The organism is Paenarthrobacter sp. YJN-D, from assembly GCF_015040335.1.
Taxonomy (GTDB): Bacteria; Actinomycetota; Actinomycetes; order Actinomycetales; family Micrococcaceae; genus Arthrobacter; species Arthrobacter nicotinovorans.
Genome location: NZ_CP053549.1, coordinates 1,868,687 through 1,885,576, shown reverse-complemented (window position 1 = coordinate 1,885,576; position 16,890 = coordinate 1,868,687). Strand labels below are relative to the sequence as shown.

At 63.6% G+C, this 16,890-nt stretch carries 14 protein-coding genes and 2 riboswitches; of the genes, 5 read left to right on the top strand and 9 right to left on the bottom strand.

What is annotated here, in order from left to right; genetic code table 11:
• Positions 1–52 precede the first annotated feature (52 nt).
• Genes HMI60_RS08920 through HMI60_RS08900 form a run of 5 tightly spaced genes read left to right on the top strand, consistent with a single transcriptional unit; the run spans position 53 to position 4,263 of the window.
• Positions 53–868, top strand: a complete 816-nt coding sequence (locus HMI60_RS08920) for an amino acid ABC transporter substrate-binding protein (RefSeq protein WP_039240027.1) — start codon at positions 53–55, stop codon at positions 866–868.
• The gene (locus tag HMI60_RS08915) at positions 869–1,528 is read left to right on the top strand and encodes an amino acid ABC transporter permease (RefSeq protein WP_018779585.1); all 660 of its coding nucleotides are present in this window, start codon (positions 869–871) and stop codon (positions 1,526–1,528) included.
• Complete coding sequence (locus HMI60_RS08910) at positions 1,515–2,303, top strand: amino acid ABC transporter ATP-binding protein (protein ID WP_193590987.1); 789 nt, start codon at positions 1,515–1,517, stop codon at positions 2,301–2,303. Before HMI60_RS08915 ends, HMI60_RS08910 begins: the two co-directional genes overlap by 14 nt.
• A gap of 13 nt (positions 2,304–2,316) precedes the next feature.
• Positions 2,317–3,228, top strand: a complete 912-nt coding sequence (locus tag HMI60_RS08905; RefSeq protein ID WP_193590986.1) for a hypothetical protein — start codon at positions 2,317–2,319, stop codon at positions 3,226–3,228.
• A 3-nt stretch (positions 3,229–3,231) separates the two neighbouring features.
• Positions 3,232–4,263, top strand: coding sequence for a hypothetical protein (locus HMI60_RS08900; protein ID WP_193590985.1), 1,032 nt, complete (start codon positions 3,232–3,234; stop codon positions 4,261–4,263).
• 48 nt (positions 4,264–4,311) lie between these two features.
• Here the strand turns inward: HMI60_RS08900 and HMI60_RS08895 are convergent, their stop codons facing one another.
• The 9 genes from HMI60_RS08895 to HMI60_RS08855 all read right to left on the bottom strand — a co-directional run bounded on the left by HMI60_RS08895 (position 4,312) and on the right by HMI60_RS08855 (position 16,469).
• The gene (locus HMI60_RS08895; protein ID WP_018779581.1) at positions 4,312–7,341 is read right to left on the bottom strand and encodes a glycoside hydrolase family 38 C-terminal domain-containing protein; all 3,030 of its coding nucleotides are present in this window, start codon (positions 7,339–7,341) and stop codon (positions 4,312–4,314) included.
• A gap of 173 nt (positions 7,342–7,514) precedes the next feature.
• A complete protein-coding gene (gene fdhD, locus HMI60_RS08890; protein WP_018779580.1) occupies positions 7,515–8,378 on the bottom strand; it encodes a formate dehydrogenase accessory sulfurtransferase FdhD in 864 nt (287 codons plus the stop codon).
• A gap of 1 nt (position 8,379) precedes the next feature.
• Positions 8,380–10,686, bottom strand: coding sequence for an FdhF/YdeP family oxidoreductase (locus tag HMI60_RS08885; protein WP_193590984.1), 2,307 nt, complete (start codon positions 10,684–10,686; stop codon positions 8,380–8,382).
• A gap of 30 nt (positions 10,687–10,716) precedes the next feature.
• Positions 10,717–12,060: a molybdopterin molybdotransferase MoeA gene (locus HMI60_RS08880; protein WP_193590983.1), complete on the bottom strand. Its 1,344-nt coding sequence runs from the start codon at positions 12,058–12,060 to the stop codon at positions 10,717–10,719.
• A complete protein-coding gene (locus tag HMI60_RS08875) occupies positions 12,057–12,953 on the bottom strand; it encodes an NTP transferase domain-containing protein (protein ID WP_193590982.1) in 897 nt (298 codons plus the stop codon). Before HMI60_RS08875 ends, HMI60_RS08880 begins: the two co-directional genes overlap by 4 nt.
• 42 nt (positions 12,954–12,995) lie before the next feature.
• A complete protein-coding gene (locus tag HMI60_RS08870; protein WP_039240018.1) occupies positions 12,996–13,496 on the bottom strand; it encodes an HNH endonuclease in 501 nt (166 codons plus the stop codon).
• A gap of 216 nt (positions 13,497–13,712) precedes the next feature.
• Positions 13,713–14,495 (bottom strand): NlpC/P60 family protein, encoded by a 783-nt coding sequence (locus HMI60_RS08865; protein WP_039240017.1) that lies wholly within the window; start codon positions 14,493–14,495, stop codon positions 13,713–13,715.
• A gap of 94 nt (positions 14,496–14,589) precedes the next feature.
• Positions 14,590–15,321, bottom strand: coding sequence for a C40 family peptidase (locus HMI60_RS08860; protein ID WP_255520250.1), 732 nt, complete (start codon positions 15,319–15,321; stop codon positions 14,590–14,592).
• A gap of 4 nt (positions 15,322–15,325) precedes the next feature.
• Positions 15,326–15,508, bottom strand: a riboswitch (cyclic di-AMP (ydaO/yuaA leader).
• A 124-nt stretch (positions 15,509–15,632) separates the two neighbouring features.
• A complete protein-coding gene (locus tag HMI60_RS08855) occupies positions 15,633–16,469 on the bottom strand; it encodes a M23 family metallopeptidase (protein WP_018779573.1) in 837 nt (278 codons plus the stop codon).
• A 4-nt stretch (positions 16,470–16,473) separates the two neighbouring features.
• Positions 16,474–16,714, bottom strand: a riboswitch (cyclic di-AMP (ydaO/yuaA leader).
• Between the last annotated feature and the right edge of the window lie 176 nt (positions 16,715–16,890).

Genomic DNA, 16,890 nt, shown 5'->3' with positions numbered 1-16,890 from the left:
GGCACTGGTGTCCACCGCCGTGCCCGTTCCCTCCGGTGACTAAGATGGCTCCATGAACAGCCTCCGCACCCGACGTTCCATCCTTGCCGCCACCTTGGCTTCCGCTGCCCTCGCTCTTTCGGCGTGCGGTGGTGGCTCAACGCCGGCGCAGTCCGGCGGGGACACCTCCCTCTCTGACGTGAAGTCCAAGGGCGAACTGGTAATTGCCACCGAGGGCACCTACCGCCCGTTCAGCTTCCACGCCGAGGGAGCCGGCGACCTCACCGGATTCGACGTCGAGATTGCGCAGGCCGTCGCCGGGAAGCTCGGCGTCAAGGCGTCTTTCCAGGAGACCCAGTTCGACGGCATCTTCGCAGGCCTCGACTCCAAGCGTTTCGATACCATCGCAAACCAGATCTCCATCAACGACGACCGCAAGGCCAAGTACGAGTTCTCCACCCCGTACACGATCTCCACCGGCGTAGTGGTCACCAAGTCGGACAACTCCAGCATCAACAGCTTCGCCGACCTCAAGGGCAAGACCACCGCCCAGTCCCTCACGAGCAACTTCTACAAGATGGCCGTGGAAGCCGGCGCCAATGTCCAGGCCGTTGAAGGATGGGCCCAGTCCGCCACGCTGGTCCAGCAGGGTCGCGTGGACGCCACGGTGAACGACAAGCTGACCTACCTGGACTATGCCAAGACCACTCCCGACTCCGGCTTGAAGGTGGCAGCCGAAGCACCGGACAAGACTGAGAGTGCCTTCGTCTTCCGCAAGGGTTCCAGCGAGCTCACCAAGGCCGTGGACAAGGCTCTTGAAGACCTCCGCGCGGACGGAACCCTGGCGAAGATTTCGGACAAGTACTTCGGCGCGGACGTCACCAAATAGATGAACTGGGACCTCATCTGGAGTTCCTTCGGACCACTCATCACCGGCGCCGTGACAGGGACCATCCCCCTGACACTGGCTTCCTTCGCCTTTGGCTTGTTGCTGGCCTTGGTAGTGGCCCTGATGCGCCTGAGCCCCAACCGGTTGTTGTCCGGCATTGGCCGGTTTTATGTCTCAGTCATCCGCGGCACTCCCCTGCTGGTGCAGCTGTTCGTGATCTTCTTCGGACTGCCCAGCATCGGTGTGCGGCTTGATCCGTGGCCCAGTGCCATCATCGCGTTTTCGTTGAACGTGGGTGGTTACGCCGCCGAGATCATCCGCGCCGCCATCCTTTCCGTGCCCAAGGGCCAATGGGAAGCCGGGCACACCATCGGCATGTCCAACCGGCAGACGCTGGTACGGATCATCCTTCCGCAGGCTGCCCGGGTCTCGGTTCCACCGTTGTCCAACACCTTCATTTCCCTGGTGAAGGACACGTCCCTCGCATCACTGATCCTGGTCACCGAACTGTTCCGGAACGCCCAGCAGATCGCCGCTTTCAGCCAGGAGTTCATGGCCTTGTACCTGCAGGCAGCCCTGGTCTACTGGGTGATCTGCCTGGTTCTGTCCACGGCGCAGTCCGCGGTCGAAAGAAGATTGGACCGCTATGTCGCCCACTGATCCGTCATCCATGGTCCTGGAGGCAAGGAACCTCGCCAAGGCCTTCGGCAGCAACACAGTATTGCGGGACATCGATATCACCATCCGCCGCGGCCAGGTGGTGGCCCTGATCGGGCCTTCCGGCTCCGGTAAGACCACGGTCCTGCGTTCGCTCAACGGCCTGGAAGTTCCCGACGCCGGTACGGTCACCTTCGGCAGCGGCGATGCCTCAAGCGGGCTGACCATTGATTTCGGGGCCAAGGTGGGCAAGAAGGAGATCGCAGCGCTCCGCGACCGCAGCGCCATGGTTTTCCAGCACTACAACCTGTTCCCGCACATGACGGTGCTCAAGAACGTCATCGAGGGGCCCGTCCAGGTGCAGAAGCGGCCGAAGGCGGAAGCCATCGCGGAGGCCGAGCGGCTCCTGGAACGCGTGGGCCTGGCGGACAAGCGCGATGCCTATCCGTTCGAGCTTTCCGGCGGCCAGCAGCAGCGTGTTGGCATCGTCCGGGCCCTCGCCCTCAAGCCGCAGCTCCTGCTGTTCGACGAGCCCACGTCCGCCCTGGACCCGGAGCTTGTGGGTGATGTCCTGGGCGTCATCAAGGAGTTGGCCGAGGAAGGCTGGACCATGGTGATCGTGACGCACGAACTCGCCTTCGCCCAGCATGTTGCCGACGAGGTGATCTTCATGGACGGTGGAGTCGTGGTCGAACGTGGCCCGGCCGCCGAGGTACTGCGGGCGCCACGGCAGGAACGTACCAAGCTCTTCGTGAAGCGGCTTCAACACGACGTTTAGCCTTTTCAAAAATATGGGGGATCAGACTTTGGACGAGACCAACAAGGACTCCGGGCGCAGCAATTCCCGGCGTACAGGCATCATTGTTGTCGTGGTGGTCCTGGCCTTGGCCGCCGGGGGGTTCGGCGCCTGGTTCGCCTTTCTCCGGCCAACCGGAGTGCAGCGCGCGGACGTGGAGCGGCTGGACAAGCAACGGGGCATCGTGGATCGCTCCATGAACCTTTACGACCCCTTGCTTGAGGAGTTCACGGCACGGTACACCAACGTGGTCGCCGAGGAAGAGGGCGATCAGGAAAAAGAGCAGGTGTTCACCCGGGAAAGCGATGTGATCAAACGCGAGTCGGCCGCCAACACCGGCAGGCTCGACGCCATGGCCGCTTCTCCCGTGGCGCAGGAGCCGGAGATTGCCGAGGCGTTCCGGCGGTTCAAGGACCAATACGTAGCGGTGATCGCCTACAACGACCAACGACTTATCAATACGGCCAACATCACCCGTTCTGTGGGTGGACCATGCGCCCCGCTCCACAGGGACCTGAACGTCAGCGGTGGTGACTATGCGCAGGCGTACGTCAAGACGGCCGATTCCTGCCTGCTGGCCTTGGCAGGTGCCAAGGACAAGGCAGATGCGGACACGGTCCAACTCCTGCAGGGGATCGAAGGCATCGTCAAAGGACAACGCGACAAGCAGCAGGAAGTCCTGGACTCGACGGATGACCTCGGACGCCTCGCCAAAAGCACCACCGCGGGAGTGGCCTTGCTCGACATCAATGATGCACTGAACAAGGTCCGCACCACGTATGAGGACGCCGTGAAGGCCAGCTCAACCAAACTCGTCGACGACGCAAATGCCGCCAATGCCGAGCTCGAACGTGTCCTGAAATCCCGGCTGGACCAGTTCAAGGCCTCCGGCCAGGAGGGGAAATAGGCCATGACCTACGAGAACCCCGGGGTCACACCCGAACCCGCCCGCTCACGCCGCCGCCCCGTCATCCTGGTGACCTGCATTGTCCTTGCCGTGCTGGTGATCGCCGTCGGCGCCCTTGTGGCCGTCAACAACGTCGCCGGACAGCAAAAGGCCGAAAGCCTTTCCGCGTTGAAGGGAGACCGCCTCAACGCACTGGGCGACGCCAGGGGCAAGGTCCAGCCGGCAGCCAATGCGTACCTGGCCGCCTACAAGAAGGCCCGGAACGCCCCTGCCTCGCGGGACCAGGCCGTGAGGGACAGCCAAAAGGAAAAGGACGAATTCCAGCAGGCATCGAAGTCCGCCCGCTCTGCCCTGCAGGAGCTGAAGTCAGGGAATGACTCCGTCGACACTCCCGTCGGCGTCGCTGTTCACCAGCTGGTCGAATCCCACGAGGACTACTTTGACTACATGGAAGGCCTGGTGGAGTCCTACCCGCAATTTGAGGGCCTCTTCCGCGATGACGACGCGGCCCGATGCAACGGCCTGTTCGTCGGCTCGAAAGCATCCACCCTCCGGGAACGCCAAACCCTGCTTGCCCAGGCTGCGGAGCCTTGCCGGAAGGCGGCAAGCGATCTGTTGCAGTCAAAGAACAATGCCTACGTGGAGTTCGCCCGGACGTTCGACAACAAGGTGGCTGAGCTGCAGGAACGCGCCGAAGTTACGGCCAAGGGCGAAGAAAACTACGCTGGGTTTGTCCGGCTCAAGGACGACCTCGTCAAAAGGGCGGATGATGCTGAGGCACGCAACGCCCCGGAGGCGGAAGTGCAGAAAATTGCCGATGACGCCAAGGCAGTTAACGCCCAAATACGTACAAACCGCTCCGAGTTCGACTTTGCAGCCAAGCGCTACCTGGCCGGAGTGAAGGAGATGCCCTCCACAGTGGAGAATGTCTTTTCCAAAGAGGTCTCAGCCGACATCAAGCACTTCGACGCGGTGATCCCGGCCAGGGAGCAGATCCTCAAAGACACGATCGACGTCGAGTTGACCACCAAGTAGGCAGTCGTTGAGGGTCCTGCGCTTCTGTGCAGGACCCTCAACCGCTTTTTACCTGGAAAAACGCAGCGTGACCAGCTGGAACGGACGCAGCGCCAGGCTGACAGCGGAGTCGTCCTTCACCGTCACGCCAGGGGCGTCGGTGGCGCGCTCCAGCAAGTCCGTGGCAGTGGCTCGCCTGGCATCGAAGCCAGGCTTAACCAGGGCAACTGACCGCTCCCCCAGTGATTCGTAGAGCCGCACTATGACATCACCCGAACCGTCCTCAGCCAGCTTCACGGCTTCGACCACGATTGCCGGGTTGGATACGAGAACCACTGGGTCCACCGCATGTCCGCCGGTAACGAACCGCGGACGGAGATTGGTGCGGTAGCCCTCCTCCACGGCGTCGGCGATTGCGGCGCCGGGCCTGATGGACAGCTCGAGCGTGTGCTCGCCCCTGTCTGCTTCCGGATCCGGGAAACGGGCCGAACGCAGCAGCGAGGTGCGGACCGTCGTCGTAGTTCCGCCGTCGTCGCGGACCGCCCTGGTGACGTCGTGTCCGTAGCTGGAAGCGTTGCTGATGGCCACGCCGTAGCCGGGTTCGGACACGTGGATCCAACGGTGCGCGCAGATCTCGAACTTCGCCGCTTCCCACGAGGTATTGGTGTGGGTAGGCCGGAAGACATGGCCGAACTGGGTCTCCGAGGCCGATCGGTCCGCCCGGACGTCCAGGGGGAAGGCGATCTTCAGCATCTTCTCCCGTTCCTGCCAGTCCACCGTAGTGGAGATCCCCAGCGACCTGGCGCCGGCGTCGAGCGTCAGGCGTTGGGTGATGGATGAGCTGCCCACCGCGCGCTTAACCACGACGACGGCACCGTTGGGTGTCCGCTCCAGCTCAATTCCTTCTGCCTGGGTCAACGGAGTGACGTTGCGGCGGTAGAACTCCTCGATGTCCCAGGCGTCCCATTCATTGGGGGTGTCCCGGAACAATTCGAGCAGATTGCCGGCCTGCCCCGGAGCGATGGCTTCCCTGCCGCTGGCATGGTCCACCACGGAGGTCAGGAGGCCGTTTGCGTCCACCACAACCCGGATCAGTCCGTTATCCAGTACGAAACCATCGCCGGACTGGTCCACCTCAACCACGGAATCGTCGTGGCTGATCTTCGCGATGCCAAGAGCGGGCACGCCATGACGCTGGTGCGGAGCGGCGTTGAGCAGGAACTCCTCGGTGCCCGGCCCTGCCAACGCCTGGGCCGCGTGGGTGATGATCCGTTCAAGATCGCGGGAAATGGCCTCATAATTCCGCTCGGCATCCTGATGGACCCACGCGATGGAGCTGCCGGGAAGGATGTCATGGAATTGCTGGAGGAGAACCAGCCGCCACAGCCGCTTCAGTTCCTCGCGGGGATACTCGTATTCGTTGCCCAGCCGGACAGCGGCCGTGGTGCACCACAGCTCAGCCTCGCGAAGGAGGTGTTCGCTGCGCCGGTTGCCCTTCTTGGTCTTGGCCTGGCTCGTGTAGGTTCCTCGGTGCATCTCCAGGTACATCTCCCCCACCCAAACGGGAAGGTTGGTGTACTCGGCTTCCGCTTTGGTGAAGAAGTCCTTGGCCGTGCCCATCCGGACCTTCGGTGAGCCTTCCAGGTTCTCCGTGCGGTGTGCCGCAGCCACCATTTCGCGCGTGGGTCCGCCACCGCCGTCGCCGTATCCGAAGGGCACCAGCGACATGGTGCCGCGGCCGTGCTCACGGTAGTTGCGCTCGGCGTGCGCCAGCTCGCGGCCATGAAGCTCGGCGTTGTAGGTGTCCACCGGTGGGAAGTGGGTGAACAAGCGGGTGCCGTCAATGCCTTCCCAGGAGAAGGTGTGATGCGGCATGCGGTTGACCTTGTTCCAGGAAATCTTCTGCGTGAGGAACCACCGGGATCCCGCTTCCTTGACGATCTGCGGAATCGCGCCGGAATAGCCGAAGGAATCGGGGAGCCAGGCTTCCCGGCATTCGATGTCGAACTCCTTGAGGAAGAAGCTCTTGCCTTCCACGAACTGCCGCGCCATGGCCTCGCCGCCGGGCATATTGGTGTCCGATTCCACCCACATGCCACCCACGGGGACGAACTGGCCGGCCTTCACTTTCTCGCGGATGCGCACAAAGAGCTCGGGGAAGTATTCCTTGATCCAGGCCATCTGCTGTGCCGAGGAGCAGGAGAACACAAAGTCCGGATCTTCGTCCATGAGCGCCACCACGTTGGAGAACGTCCTGGCGCACTTGCGGATGGTTTCGCGGACAGGCCACAGCCAGGCTGAGTCGATGTGTGCATGGCCCGTCGCCAGGAGTTCGTGGGCTGAGGCATACGCGGGACGGCCCAGCACCTCCCTGAGGGCCTCACGGCCGGCTGCGGCGGTACCGGCGACGTCGTCCGGGTCCATGATGTCCAGCATGCGTTCAAGGGCGCGCAGGATCTCGTGGCGGCGGGGCAGCTCCATGGGCAGCTCATGCATCAGGCCGGTGAGCGTCCAGATGTCCTGGTTGAGTTCCCAGACGGTCTCGTTGAGCTCGGCGATGGCGATCCTGCCAAGGCGGTACCGTGGCTCGTCGCCGGAAGTGGCCTTGTCCCCGAGCGGAGTGGGGGCAAAGGACCAGCCCTGCGCCACATCCGGGTTGGCCGCCGCTTCCACATAGAAGTCAACGGATTGTCCGCCACCCAGCAGCTTCAGCGGAACGTGGTAATTCCGGGGCGATATCGCTTTGATGATGCTTCCATCGGCACGCCAGGCAGTTCCTTCGCACTGGAAACCCGGGACGTCGCTGTTGAAGCCGAGATCCACGATGATCTCCACAGCGGTCGCATCGGACATGCCCCAGTCCGGCGGAACCTCGCCCTGCAGACGCAACCACTTGGTGCTCCATGCCTTACCCCAGGGCGCCCCGGGCTCCTGCGGTGTGAACAGTTGGCGCATCGCTTCTGCGGCCGGCACCGGTTCTCCGGGTACATCCCAGCTGCTGAGTTCAAGCGGTATCGCCCTGCCGTAAATGGCCGGAAGAATGCGGTCCCGAACAAATCGGTCGAGACGCTGTTCAGTGATCCGGCGGTCGTCGTGCAATTATTTCCCCTTTGGGCGTTGGCTGGGCGGCCAGGCTTGGTGACCCGGCCCCGGCGTGCTTGGCGTGGACGGCATTTATGGTTTTCGCCGCGCTTCCAATCGATGGATAAAATCTACGGCGTTCGCGGACAATAGCCAAGTGATTGGACACTATCCCCAGGCACCCACCAGCTTTAACCTGGCTGCCCGACTATCCGGTCCCGGCCGGCGTACACGTTCAGGCTCGATCCCCGGCTGAAGCCCACCAAGGTGATGCCGGACTCCACGGCAAGTTCAGCAGCGAGGCTGGAGGGCGCGCTGACCGCGGCCAGGACGGGGATCCCGGCCATGGCAGCTTTCTGCACCAGCTCAAAAGATGCCCGCCCGGAAACCTGCAGCACGGTACCGCGCAAGGGCAGCTTGCCGGCGCGCAGTGCCCAGCCCACCACCTTGTCCACCGCATTATGCCGGCCGACATCTTCCCGGAGGCACAGCAGCTCGGTGGTGCCGTCGTCGTGAATCCGGAAGAGTCCGGCAGCGTGGACGCCGCCCGTCTTGTCAAAGACCGCCTGTGCCTCGCGGAGCCGGTCCGGAAGTGCGGCCAGCGCCGCCACGGGGATGGTGACGTCGTCCTCCTTGGGGCTGTGGCGGGAGGACTTGCGGACGGCCTCGATCGAGTCCGTGCCGCAAATGCCGCACGAACTGGACGTGTACACGTTCCTGCCCGTGTCAGGGCGCTCCACGTCAGGACGGAGCTGGGCATCCACGACGTTGAATGTCTGAACCCCGTTCTCGTCCTCCCCTGAACAAAAACGCTCGGAAATCAGCTGCGAAGGCTCCCACACAATGCCCTCCGACACCAGGAAGCCCGCCACCAGGTCAAAGTCGTCCCCCGGGGTCCGCATGGTCACCGAGAAGGACATGTCTCCAAGCCGGATTTCCAGGGGCTCCTCCACCGCCAGGACATCTTCCTTGAAACGGACGGGATGCTCCAAAGCCTGGGGCGAACCGTCCAGGACGAACTTGTGCACCTTGCGGCGTTGCGTCACGCGTCCCACGTCAGGATCCGTTCTCCTCATGGTTTACAAAGCGCACAGTCATGGCCTTGTAACCGGGGGTGTTTGATTCCCGGGCCACCAGCTCACGGTGCACCAGGGCATTGGCTTCCGGGAAGTACGCCGCAGCGCATCCCCTGGCGGTCGGGTAACCGATGAGCCGGAACTTGTCGGCCCGGCGCTCGGTTCCGGCGAAGGTGGAGATGACATCCACCAGATCACGGTCATTGAAACCCAGCTCCGTCAGGTCGTCCGGGTGGACCAGGACCACCCGGCGCCCATCCGAGACGCCACGGTAACGGTCATCCAGGCCATAGAACGTGGTGTTGTACTGGTCGTGGCTGCGCACGGTTTGCAGGATCAGGTGGCCTTCGGGCGCCTCAAGGTACTCCAGCGGCCGCACGGAGAACCGGCCCTTTCCGATATCCGTGGCAAAGGTGCGGGAATCACGGGGCGGGTTCGGCAGTACGAAGCCGTTCTTGGTCCGGACCCTTGCGTTGAAGTCCTCAAATCCAGGTATGACGCGCGAGATGTGGTCCCGGATCACGTCGTAATCCTCGGCCATGGCACGCCAGTCCACGCTGTGGTCGTCACCGAAGGTGGCCTGGGCCATGCGGGCTACGATCACGGGTTCGCTGAGCAGGTGTTCGGAGACCGGTTCCAGCCTGCCTTGTGTCTTATGGATGACGGACATGGAGTCTTCCACCGAAAGGAACTGCTTGCCTTTGGGGTGCTTGTCGTCCGTGTCGGTCCGCCCCAGTGTCGGCAGGATCAGCGACGTCCGGCCATGGACAATGTGGGCGCGGTTGGGTTTGGTGGAGATGTGCACGGTCAGCCCGGCCCTCTTCAGGCCCTCCTCCAACGCCGCCGTGTCCGAGCCGGCGGCGGCAAAGTTCCCGCCCATGGAGACGAACACGTCCACGTCTCCCTTTTCCAGGGCGTGCTGTGTTTCCACGGAGTCGTAGCCGTGGTCCCGGGGCATGTGGAAGCCGAATTCCTGGTCCAGGGCAGCCAGGAAGGATTCCTTGGGTTTCTCCCAGATCCCCATGGTGCGGTCGCCCTGCACGTTGGAGTGGCCACGAACCGGACAAGCACCAGCGCCGCGCTTGCCGAAGTTGCCCTGCAGCAAGAGCAGGTTGATGATCTCGCGCAGCGTGTCCACCGAGTGCGGCTGCTGGGTCAGCCCGAGCGCCCAGCAAATGACCGTGGCCTTGGAAGCTGCCATCATCCCGGCAACCTTGGTGATCTCCGCGCGCGAGAGTCCGGTGGCCCGTTCCGTCTCAGCCCAGTCCAGCACGGAACGCGCTTCCCGGTAGGCGTCAAAGCCTTCGGTCTGGCTCTCGATAAAGGAATGGTCGACGACGGTGCCCGGGTTGTGCTTCTCTTCCTCCAGGAGCAGGTGGCCCAGGGCCTGGAACAGCGCGAGGTCGCCACCGACCTTGATCTGCAGGAACTCATCGGCAATCGTGGTGCCGCCACCGATCACGCCGTTGAGGGACTGGGGGTCCTTGAAATTCAGGAGTCCGGCCTCGGGAAGCGGGTTTACGGCCACCACTTTGCCGCCGTTGTTCTTGCAGTCCCGCAGGGCGGACAGCATCCGCGGATGGTTGGTGCCCGGATTTTGGCCCACTACCAGCACCAGCTCCGAGTGGTGGATGTCCTCCAGCGAAACAGTGCCCTTGCCGATCCCGATGGTGGGGTTCAATGCACTGCCTGAGGACTCATGGCACATGTTGGAGCAGTCCGGCAGGTTGTTGGTGCCCAGGCTTCGTGCGAACAGCTGGTACATGAAGGCGGTCTCGTTGGCTGTCCTGCCGGAGGTGTAGAACACACACTTATCCGGGGTGGTGGCATTGATGTGTTCGCCGATCAAGGCGAAAGCATCGGTCCAGCTGATCGGTGAGTAGTGCGTGTCCCCCGGCCTGATGACGACAGGCTCGGCGATGCGGCCCTGGCTGCCCAGCCAGTACTCGGTTTTGCCTTCCAGTTCGGCAATCGGGTGTTCAGCCCAGAATCCGGCACCGACTGTACGGGTGGTGCTTTCCTCGGCGATGGCTTTGGCGCCATTCTCGCAGAACTCTGCCGGGCTCCGCCTGCCGGTGATCGATTCCGGCCACGCACAGCCGGGGCAATCGAAGCCGTCATGCTGGTTGACCCGCAGCATGGACCGGACAGTCCGGGTTACACCGGCTTGGGCATAACCGCGCTCGAGGGCGACCGTGACGGCCTTGACACCTGCTGCGGCTCGTTTGGGCGGATGGATTTGCAGGTCATCTTCATTGATGTCCTGTTCGGGAGCGTGCCTGTTCATAGGTCCATCATTGCATCTTGCATCCTGCGGTCAGGCGTCCAGTCCGCTCCAATCGACAGGACCCGCGGGAGCCTTGCGCGGAGGCCGGGCCTGCGTCTTCCGCGGTTTGTCCTCCGGCGGCTTCGGCGCGGGCAGCGGCTTCGCCCAGGGCAAAGGGAAAGCAGGGACCAGTTCCCCCAGCTGGACTCCATGGGGAGGCACAATCATGACCCCGTCAGCGCCGGCCAATCCCCGCATCATTCCCGGACCTGTGTGCTGGGCCGGCGACGCCAGGCCATAGACCAGTCTGAAGGGCATCAGACGCGTTCGCCCCGGATCAGCATCGATGGTGGTGCCGCACGGCACTTCTCCCACGTCAGCCGGGCGGGCATGCCCGAGGGCTGCAAGCAACGGCGCCCCGACAGTGAAGAGAGCCATCATCGCGGCCAAGGGGTTGCCCGGCAGCCCCACCACGAACCGTCCATCAGGAAGTTCCGCCAAAACGGCCGGGTGCCCTGGCCGCATCGCGATGCCATCGATCAGCAGGCGGCCGCCGAGTTCGGCCACGGCCCTCCGGAAGTGGTCCGTTCCGGAGCGCCCGGTCCCGCCGGTCGTGATGACGACGTCGGCCGGCGGCTCTGTTTCTGCGTCCGGTCCGCCTGGTTCCGGCTCAGTATCCTGAAGCGCGGCCATCCATTCCTCGTAGCTGTCACCCACCCGGAGTTGTTCGCCGGCGATTCCGCCCAGGAGTTCCACTACTGCACCTAATTGTGGCCCGAAAGTGTCCCTGACCTGACCCGGTTGCGGGATGCCGCGCTCCACCACTTCCGAGCCTGTCAGGAGGAAGCGGACCAAGGGCTTTCCCAGAACATCCAAGTGATCCAGGCCGGCAAGGGCCGCTAGGGCAATGTGCGCGGGGTTCAGGCGTGTTCCGGCCTTGAGAAGGACGTCACCTTCGGCCGCTTCTTCTGCGGCCTTGCGGATGTGCTGGCCGTTGCGGGGCTCCCCCGGCTTGGCGGCGCCGCCAAGCGCGAGAACCGGCAGGCCGTCGTCGTCGGTGGTGATGATACCGCTCTCGCTTCGCAAGACGGCCTTGGCGCCGGGCGGAATGAGTCCGCCGGTGACTATCGGGCTCGCTTGGTGGGGCGCCAGACGCTGACCGGGTTCACTGAGGATCCACGGGCCGCTGCCGTTCACTGCCCACCCATCCATCGCGGAGGAGGCGTAGTGGGGCATGTCCTGGAGAGCCAGGGCATCAGAGGCCAGGGTACGGCCAAGGGCTTTTGCCAGCGAAACCGGCCCCGGGGGTATGGGCGTGGCGACGTCGAACGCGCGCTGCCGGGCCTCCTGCCATGTGTGTGCCGCGTGGTGGCCCTCGCCGGGGGCCTCCGTCATTCGGCGTCAGTCCCGGTCTCCGAGTACTCCTTGGCGATTTTGCGGGCCAGGTCCAGGGCCGTTTTCATGGAGGCGTCATCGCTGGCCTGGCCAATACCACGGGCCATTCCCGCCGCGAAGCCGGCAATGAAGGTGGTGAGCGGCGCGGCCGGGCGAACCACCGAATGCGCGGCCACTCCTGCCACGGCCAGTACCTCGTTGATGTCTATTTCCACGCCCTCAAGCTCAAACGCCTGCAGCAATATGCGGCACCAGTCCTCGAGCGTTTCTTCCTGGCTCTTCACGTCCGCCTCCAACTCGTAGTCAATACCCAGCACCGCGGCGTCCTCCCACGTATCCACGTCGTCTGTGGACCCCGCGGGGACGTCAACGTCCAGCAGGTTCAGCCTAGCAAGCAGCTTGAACACTGAAGAGTTCGTTAACCCGGAACCCCGGACGGCCGAGGCCACCTCCCGGTCCAGAGCGGCCGTGCTGTATATGCCCAACAACGGTTGCTTCCGCCCGTCAGCGGATACCGCCATGACCCCTTCCACCGCGGGGTGCGCAGCGAGCACTTCCAACAGGCGGCCGATCCCCTGCGATGCCTTGGGCATATCGCAGGCCAAAACAAGCGTCCAGGGGGATCTCATCCCGGCCGTATCAAGTGCCGACAACCCTGCGGCGATCGCCGCTGCCGGGCCTGCGAAGGCCGGCTCCTCACGCGCGAGCAGCACGGATCCGGGCAAATGCACTCCGTGCTCGCCGGGACCCACCACTACTGTGGCCGCAGCAGCCCGGGCAGCCTCCAGTGCGCGCGAAAGGAGGGTGCCGCCGTCGTACTTCAAGGTGGGCTTGGGCACGCCACCGAGGCGGGTGGCCCTGCCACCCGCCAAAACAACGGCGTTGAACTCCATCCGCCCAGCGTACCCGGACGGCGGGAGGTCAGCAGAAATCGATCAGGCAGCGGATTCCGGCAGAAGGAACGGGTCCCAGTCCGGCGCAGGTTTCTCGAGTTCTTTGATCTGCCACATGGTCCCCTGGGGCACACCGGGTTTGAAACGGAGTTTCCAGCCCATTTCGGCAAGTGTGTGGTCGCTCTTGGCGTTGTTGCATTTCAAGCACGCCGCAACCAGGTTTTCCCAGGAATCCGCGCCGCCCCTGGACTTGGGGTGTACGTGGTCTATGGTGTGGGCTGTTTTCCCGCAGTAGGCGCACCGGTGACCGTCGCGGCGAAGAACCCCGCGGCGACTCACGGCAGTGATCTTGTTGTACTTGGGGCGGATGTAGCGGTTAAGGAGGATCACGGAGGGGCGTCCGAGAATCTCCTGTGGCCCGACGACAGGCTCGTCGCCTTCGGCCACTACGCTTGCTTTCCCAGTGAGCACAAGGACCAGCGCCCGGCGGAAAGTTATTACCGCCAGCGGTTCATATCCAGCATTCAGAACGAGTGTGCGCATGCACGTACCTCTTCACGGCCGCACCCGTCAGGGGCACGAGGGCCGGCTGCCCTCTGCATGTACGGGCTGTGGATCGACAACACAAGGGTAAGCACTTATATGCCGTATCAACGAATTTATTTGTCGTTTCGCTCACAGTGTCGGCAAAAGTTCACGCGTGATTAAAGCAAAACACCCCGCAGGCATCTGCCTGCGGGGTGTTCCGGGAGCTGATTGTCAGCCGTTGACGCGGATGAAGACCGGGCCGGAGCCGACGTTAACGCTGAACAGTGCCGTGGTGGATCCGTTCCATCCACCGTGGACTGCCATGCCGTTGCCGACGTACACAGCAATGTGTGCCTGTCCGGCCAAACCGCCGTTGGCGTAGTAGGCGAGGTCGCCGGGCTGTGCCTCGGCTGCACTGACAGTGCGGCCAAGCGACAGGTAACCGGCGGGCCAGTCGTGGAAGTGGATACCCACGGCTGCAAGGGAGTTGGTAACCAGCATGGTGCAGTCCTGCGTGACACCGAGCTGGGCGTACGCGGCGGCAGCAATTGCTGCGCCGAGTCCGCTGGACGCAGCCGGAGCAGCGGGTGCAGGGGTGGCAGTGCTGACGGCCACTGAGGCGTTCGTGGCCGGAGCTGCGGTGGCGGTGGACTTGGTCGATGCCTTGGCCTCAACCTTTGCCGGAGCCTCTTCAACCACGGGAGCCGGAGCTTCCACGGTGGTGACCACGGGACGCTCGTAAGAGATGGCAACCGTGGAGTCCGCAGCGATGGTGGCCTGGGCAACAGACTGGACATCGAGGGCGGACGTCGACGTCGATTCGCGGTCGACATTCGTCTCAGCAGCATTGGCAGCGATACCGCTGGTCAGCACCAAGCCTGAAGCTGCGGCGATGACTGCTGCCTGGCGGCCGACGCCACCGGCGTTGACGGTGACGGCCTTTGCGATGACGGCAAGCGAGCTGGTCTTGGGGGCCTCAGCGCGGTGCCGTGCAACTTTGTGTGCACTGGTCATTGTTTTCTCTTTCGTATCCGCAGGCAGTTGGGGTACCTGTGGGTAGTGGGTCAGCTGGCAGGGGTACGTCAGCCGGCCCCGAATCGGGTTGTTTCTAGCGGAGGGTGAAGAACGAAGACGTGCCGGTGGAGGCCACGGAGTGCAGCAGGGTTCCCTGGCCCGGGTTCAAAGCACTGATCATCATGCCGTTGCCGACGTAGATGCCTACGTGCGCACCGCCGTTCTGCATGACCAGGTCACCGGGCTGGGGGGCGCTGGTGGGCTTCATGGCCGTCCAGGCGTTGACGCGGGGGATGCTGATGCCGGCCTGGGCGTAGACCCACTGGGTGAAGCCGGAGCAGTCCCAGCCGCTCGGAGTAGTGCCGCCCCATACGTAAGGCGAGCCGATTCCTGTGTAGGCAATCGCTGCGAGCCCGGATGCTGCCGCGCTGGAGGCGGACTCCTTGGCTTCGGAGGACTGGGCAGTGACTGCAGTGGCTTCATCCGCCGTGCGCTCTGTGACCTGGGCCGCACGCTGGACAACCTTGGGGGCTTCCTTGGTGGCCACGACGGGGCTCTCGAAGGAGACGGTGGCTGTTGGCTCTGCGGTGACCACCGCGGTGGCAGCCAGCTGCTGGGTGCTGGAGACTTCCGAGGTGGAGACGTCGGTGTCAGCGGCGTGAGCCGGCAACCCGACAGTAAGGACGAGGCCTGAGGCTGCTGCCAGCACGGCGGCCTGGCGGCCAACGGTACCGGCGTTCGAGGAAACAGCCTTCGAAAGAGTGTTCAACGGGTTCGAACGAACCGATTCAGCGCGATGGCGCGCAGGGGTAGTGCGTGATGACACGTAGGTAGCCTCTCCCAATGCCTGCGAGGTGAGCTGTCGGATTCGGATGGGAGTCATCCGGCCGCGCTGCTTCACTGGGAAACTTTGCGACTTAACCCCAAGGCCTTCATTCGAAGACCAGAAGTGGTTCCCCCGCCCCTGCCAGACGATTTTGCGAACGGACCTCGAGTGGTGGCAGAGCTAGGCAATCCACTCAAGTGCACCGGCCCCCTAAAAAGCCGATGCGCTCTGAAGGTTATAACAATTGAAAGCGAATGTCACATTCAGGTCACGAGGCCTGTCATCAATGCGAGAGAGCACCATCAACTGGCTTAGAGCCAGCCCATGGGGTCAACGACCTCGCCGTTGACCTGTACTTCGAAGTGGAGGTGGCAGCCGGTGGAGGCGCCTGTGGTGCCGCTCAGGGCTACGGTGTCCCCGCGGTTGACCGTCTGGCCCACCTGGACGTTGAAGGACGACAGGTGGTTGTACGTGGTCTCCAGGCCGTTGCCGTGATCCACAACCACGCGGTTTCCTCCGCCGTACTCGTGCCACCCGGCAAAAGTCACTTTGCCTGCTGCAGCTGCATGCACGGCAGTTCCGCATTGGGCCACGAAGTCCTGGCCGCGGTGGAAGTCGCCGGTGCCGCCCGTGAGGGGGCTGACGCGGTAACCGAAGGGGGAAGCGGTGGTGAGCGTGTCGAGGGGGCTGCCCAGGGTGCCCACGGAAGAAGCACGCTGGATGCTGCCGGCCGACTGGGCGCTGAGCAGTTGCTTCAGCTTTCCGTCAGGGTCCGCAGCGGTGGCTACAGCTGCGCGGCTGAAGTCGATTTTGGCTGATGCTGCCGCGGAAACTTCGGGCTGGCTTCCGACAGTGCCGCCAACGGCCAGGGCAGATTCGGACTGTCCCGATTCCGAGGTGGCCATGACGGGGCTGGTGGCCGGCAGGCCGACAGTCAGGGCAAGTCCGGTGGCGGCAAGCGCAACTCCGGCCTTCTGCCCGACGCCACTTGCTGCGGCGAAGTCGGCAACCTGGCGCAACGGGCTCTTACGGCGGCGCACCTGGCGTTCGGTGTCGCGGGGCCGGATCTCCGTTACGACGCGGGCTGGCCGCAGCTCAGTAGCGGGGCCGGACGCACGGCGGCGGCCCCTGACGTTCTGCGATGTCAAACTCTGTTCCTCTCTGAAAAGCCTGCGAAGTTAGCTGTCGGATTCGGGTCAGAGAGTTCAAAGACCCGGTCCGCACGAAGCGCTCACGGCACACAGGTATCCAAGGAGGGACTTGCATCAATGGGCACTTCTGCTGCGGACTTCACCCCAAGGCTGCTTCTTTAGACAGCCGCTTGTGGTTCCCCCGCCTCTGCCAGTGGTGATGGTTCACCCGATCCGCTGGCAGAGCTCGGCTCCGGATCAGGTAACGCTTTGGTATCAGCGCTAGTAGATAACTATAGGGGATTAAGGCCCTTGGTAATAAATTCGTTATCAACAGAAAGACGCCTGCGGCGGCGGGCCATTATCATCAATTTCGAAAAACCGCAGGTCACACGCGCGCCAAAGCCTCTCAAAGTGAGGTTTGACACTGCCGGGAGGG

Bases quoted from the DNA above. Each gene is read 5' to 3' on its own strand.
- HMI60_RS08910 (WP_193590987.1), top strand. From the start codon at position 1,515: ATGTCGCCCACTGATCCGTCATCCATGGTCCTGGAGGCAAGGAACCTC.
- HMI60_RS08900 (WP_193590985.1), top strand. From the start codon at position 3,232: ATGACCTACGAGAACCCCGGGGTCACACCCGAACCCGCCCGCTCACGC.
- HMI60_RS08865 (WP_039240017.1), bottom strand. From the start codon at position 14,495: ATGACCAGTGCACACAAAGTTGCACGGCACCGCGCTGAGGCCCCCAAG.
- HMI60_RS08915 (WP_018779585.1), top strand. From the start codon at position 869: ATGAACTGGGACCTCATCTGGAGTTCCTTCGGACCACTCATCACCGGC.
- HMI60_RS08880 (WP_193590983.1), bottom strand. From the start codon at position 12,060: ATGACGGAGGCCCCCGGCGAGGGCCACCACGCGGCACACACATGGCAG.
- HMI60_RS08875 (WP_193590982.1), bottom strand. From the start codon at position 12,953: ATGGAGTTCAACGCCGTTGTTTTGGCGGGTGGCAGGGCCACCCGCCTC.
- HMI60_RS08885 (WP_193590984.1), bottom strand. From the start codon at position 10,686: ATGAACAGGCACGCTCCCGAACAGGACATCAATGAAGATGACCTGCAA.
- HMI60_RS08905 (WP_193590986.1), top strand. From the start codon at position 2,317: ATGGGGGATCAGACTTTGGACGAGACCAACAAGGACTCCGGGCGCAGC.
- HMI60_RS08870 (WP_039240018.1), bottom strand. From the start codon at position 13,496: ATGCGCACACTCGTTCTGAATGCTGGATATGAACCGCTGGCGGTAATA.
- HMI60_RS08920 (WP_039240027.1), top strand. From the start codon at position 53: ATGAACAGCCTCCGCACCCGACGTTCCATCCTTGCCGCCACCTTGGCT.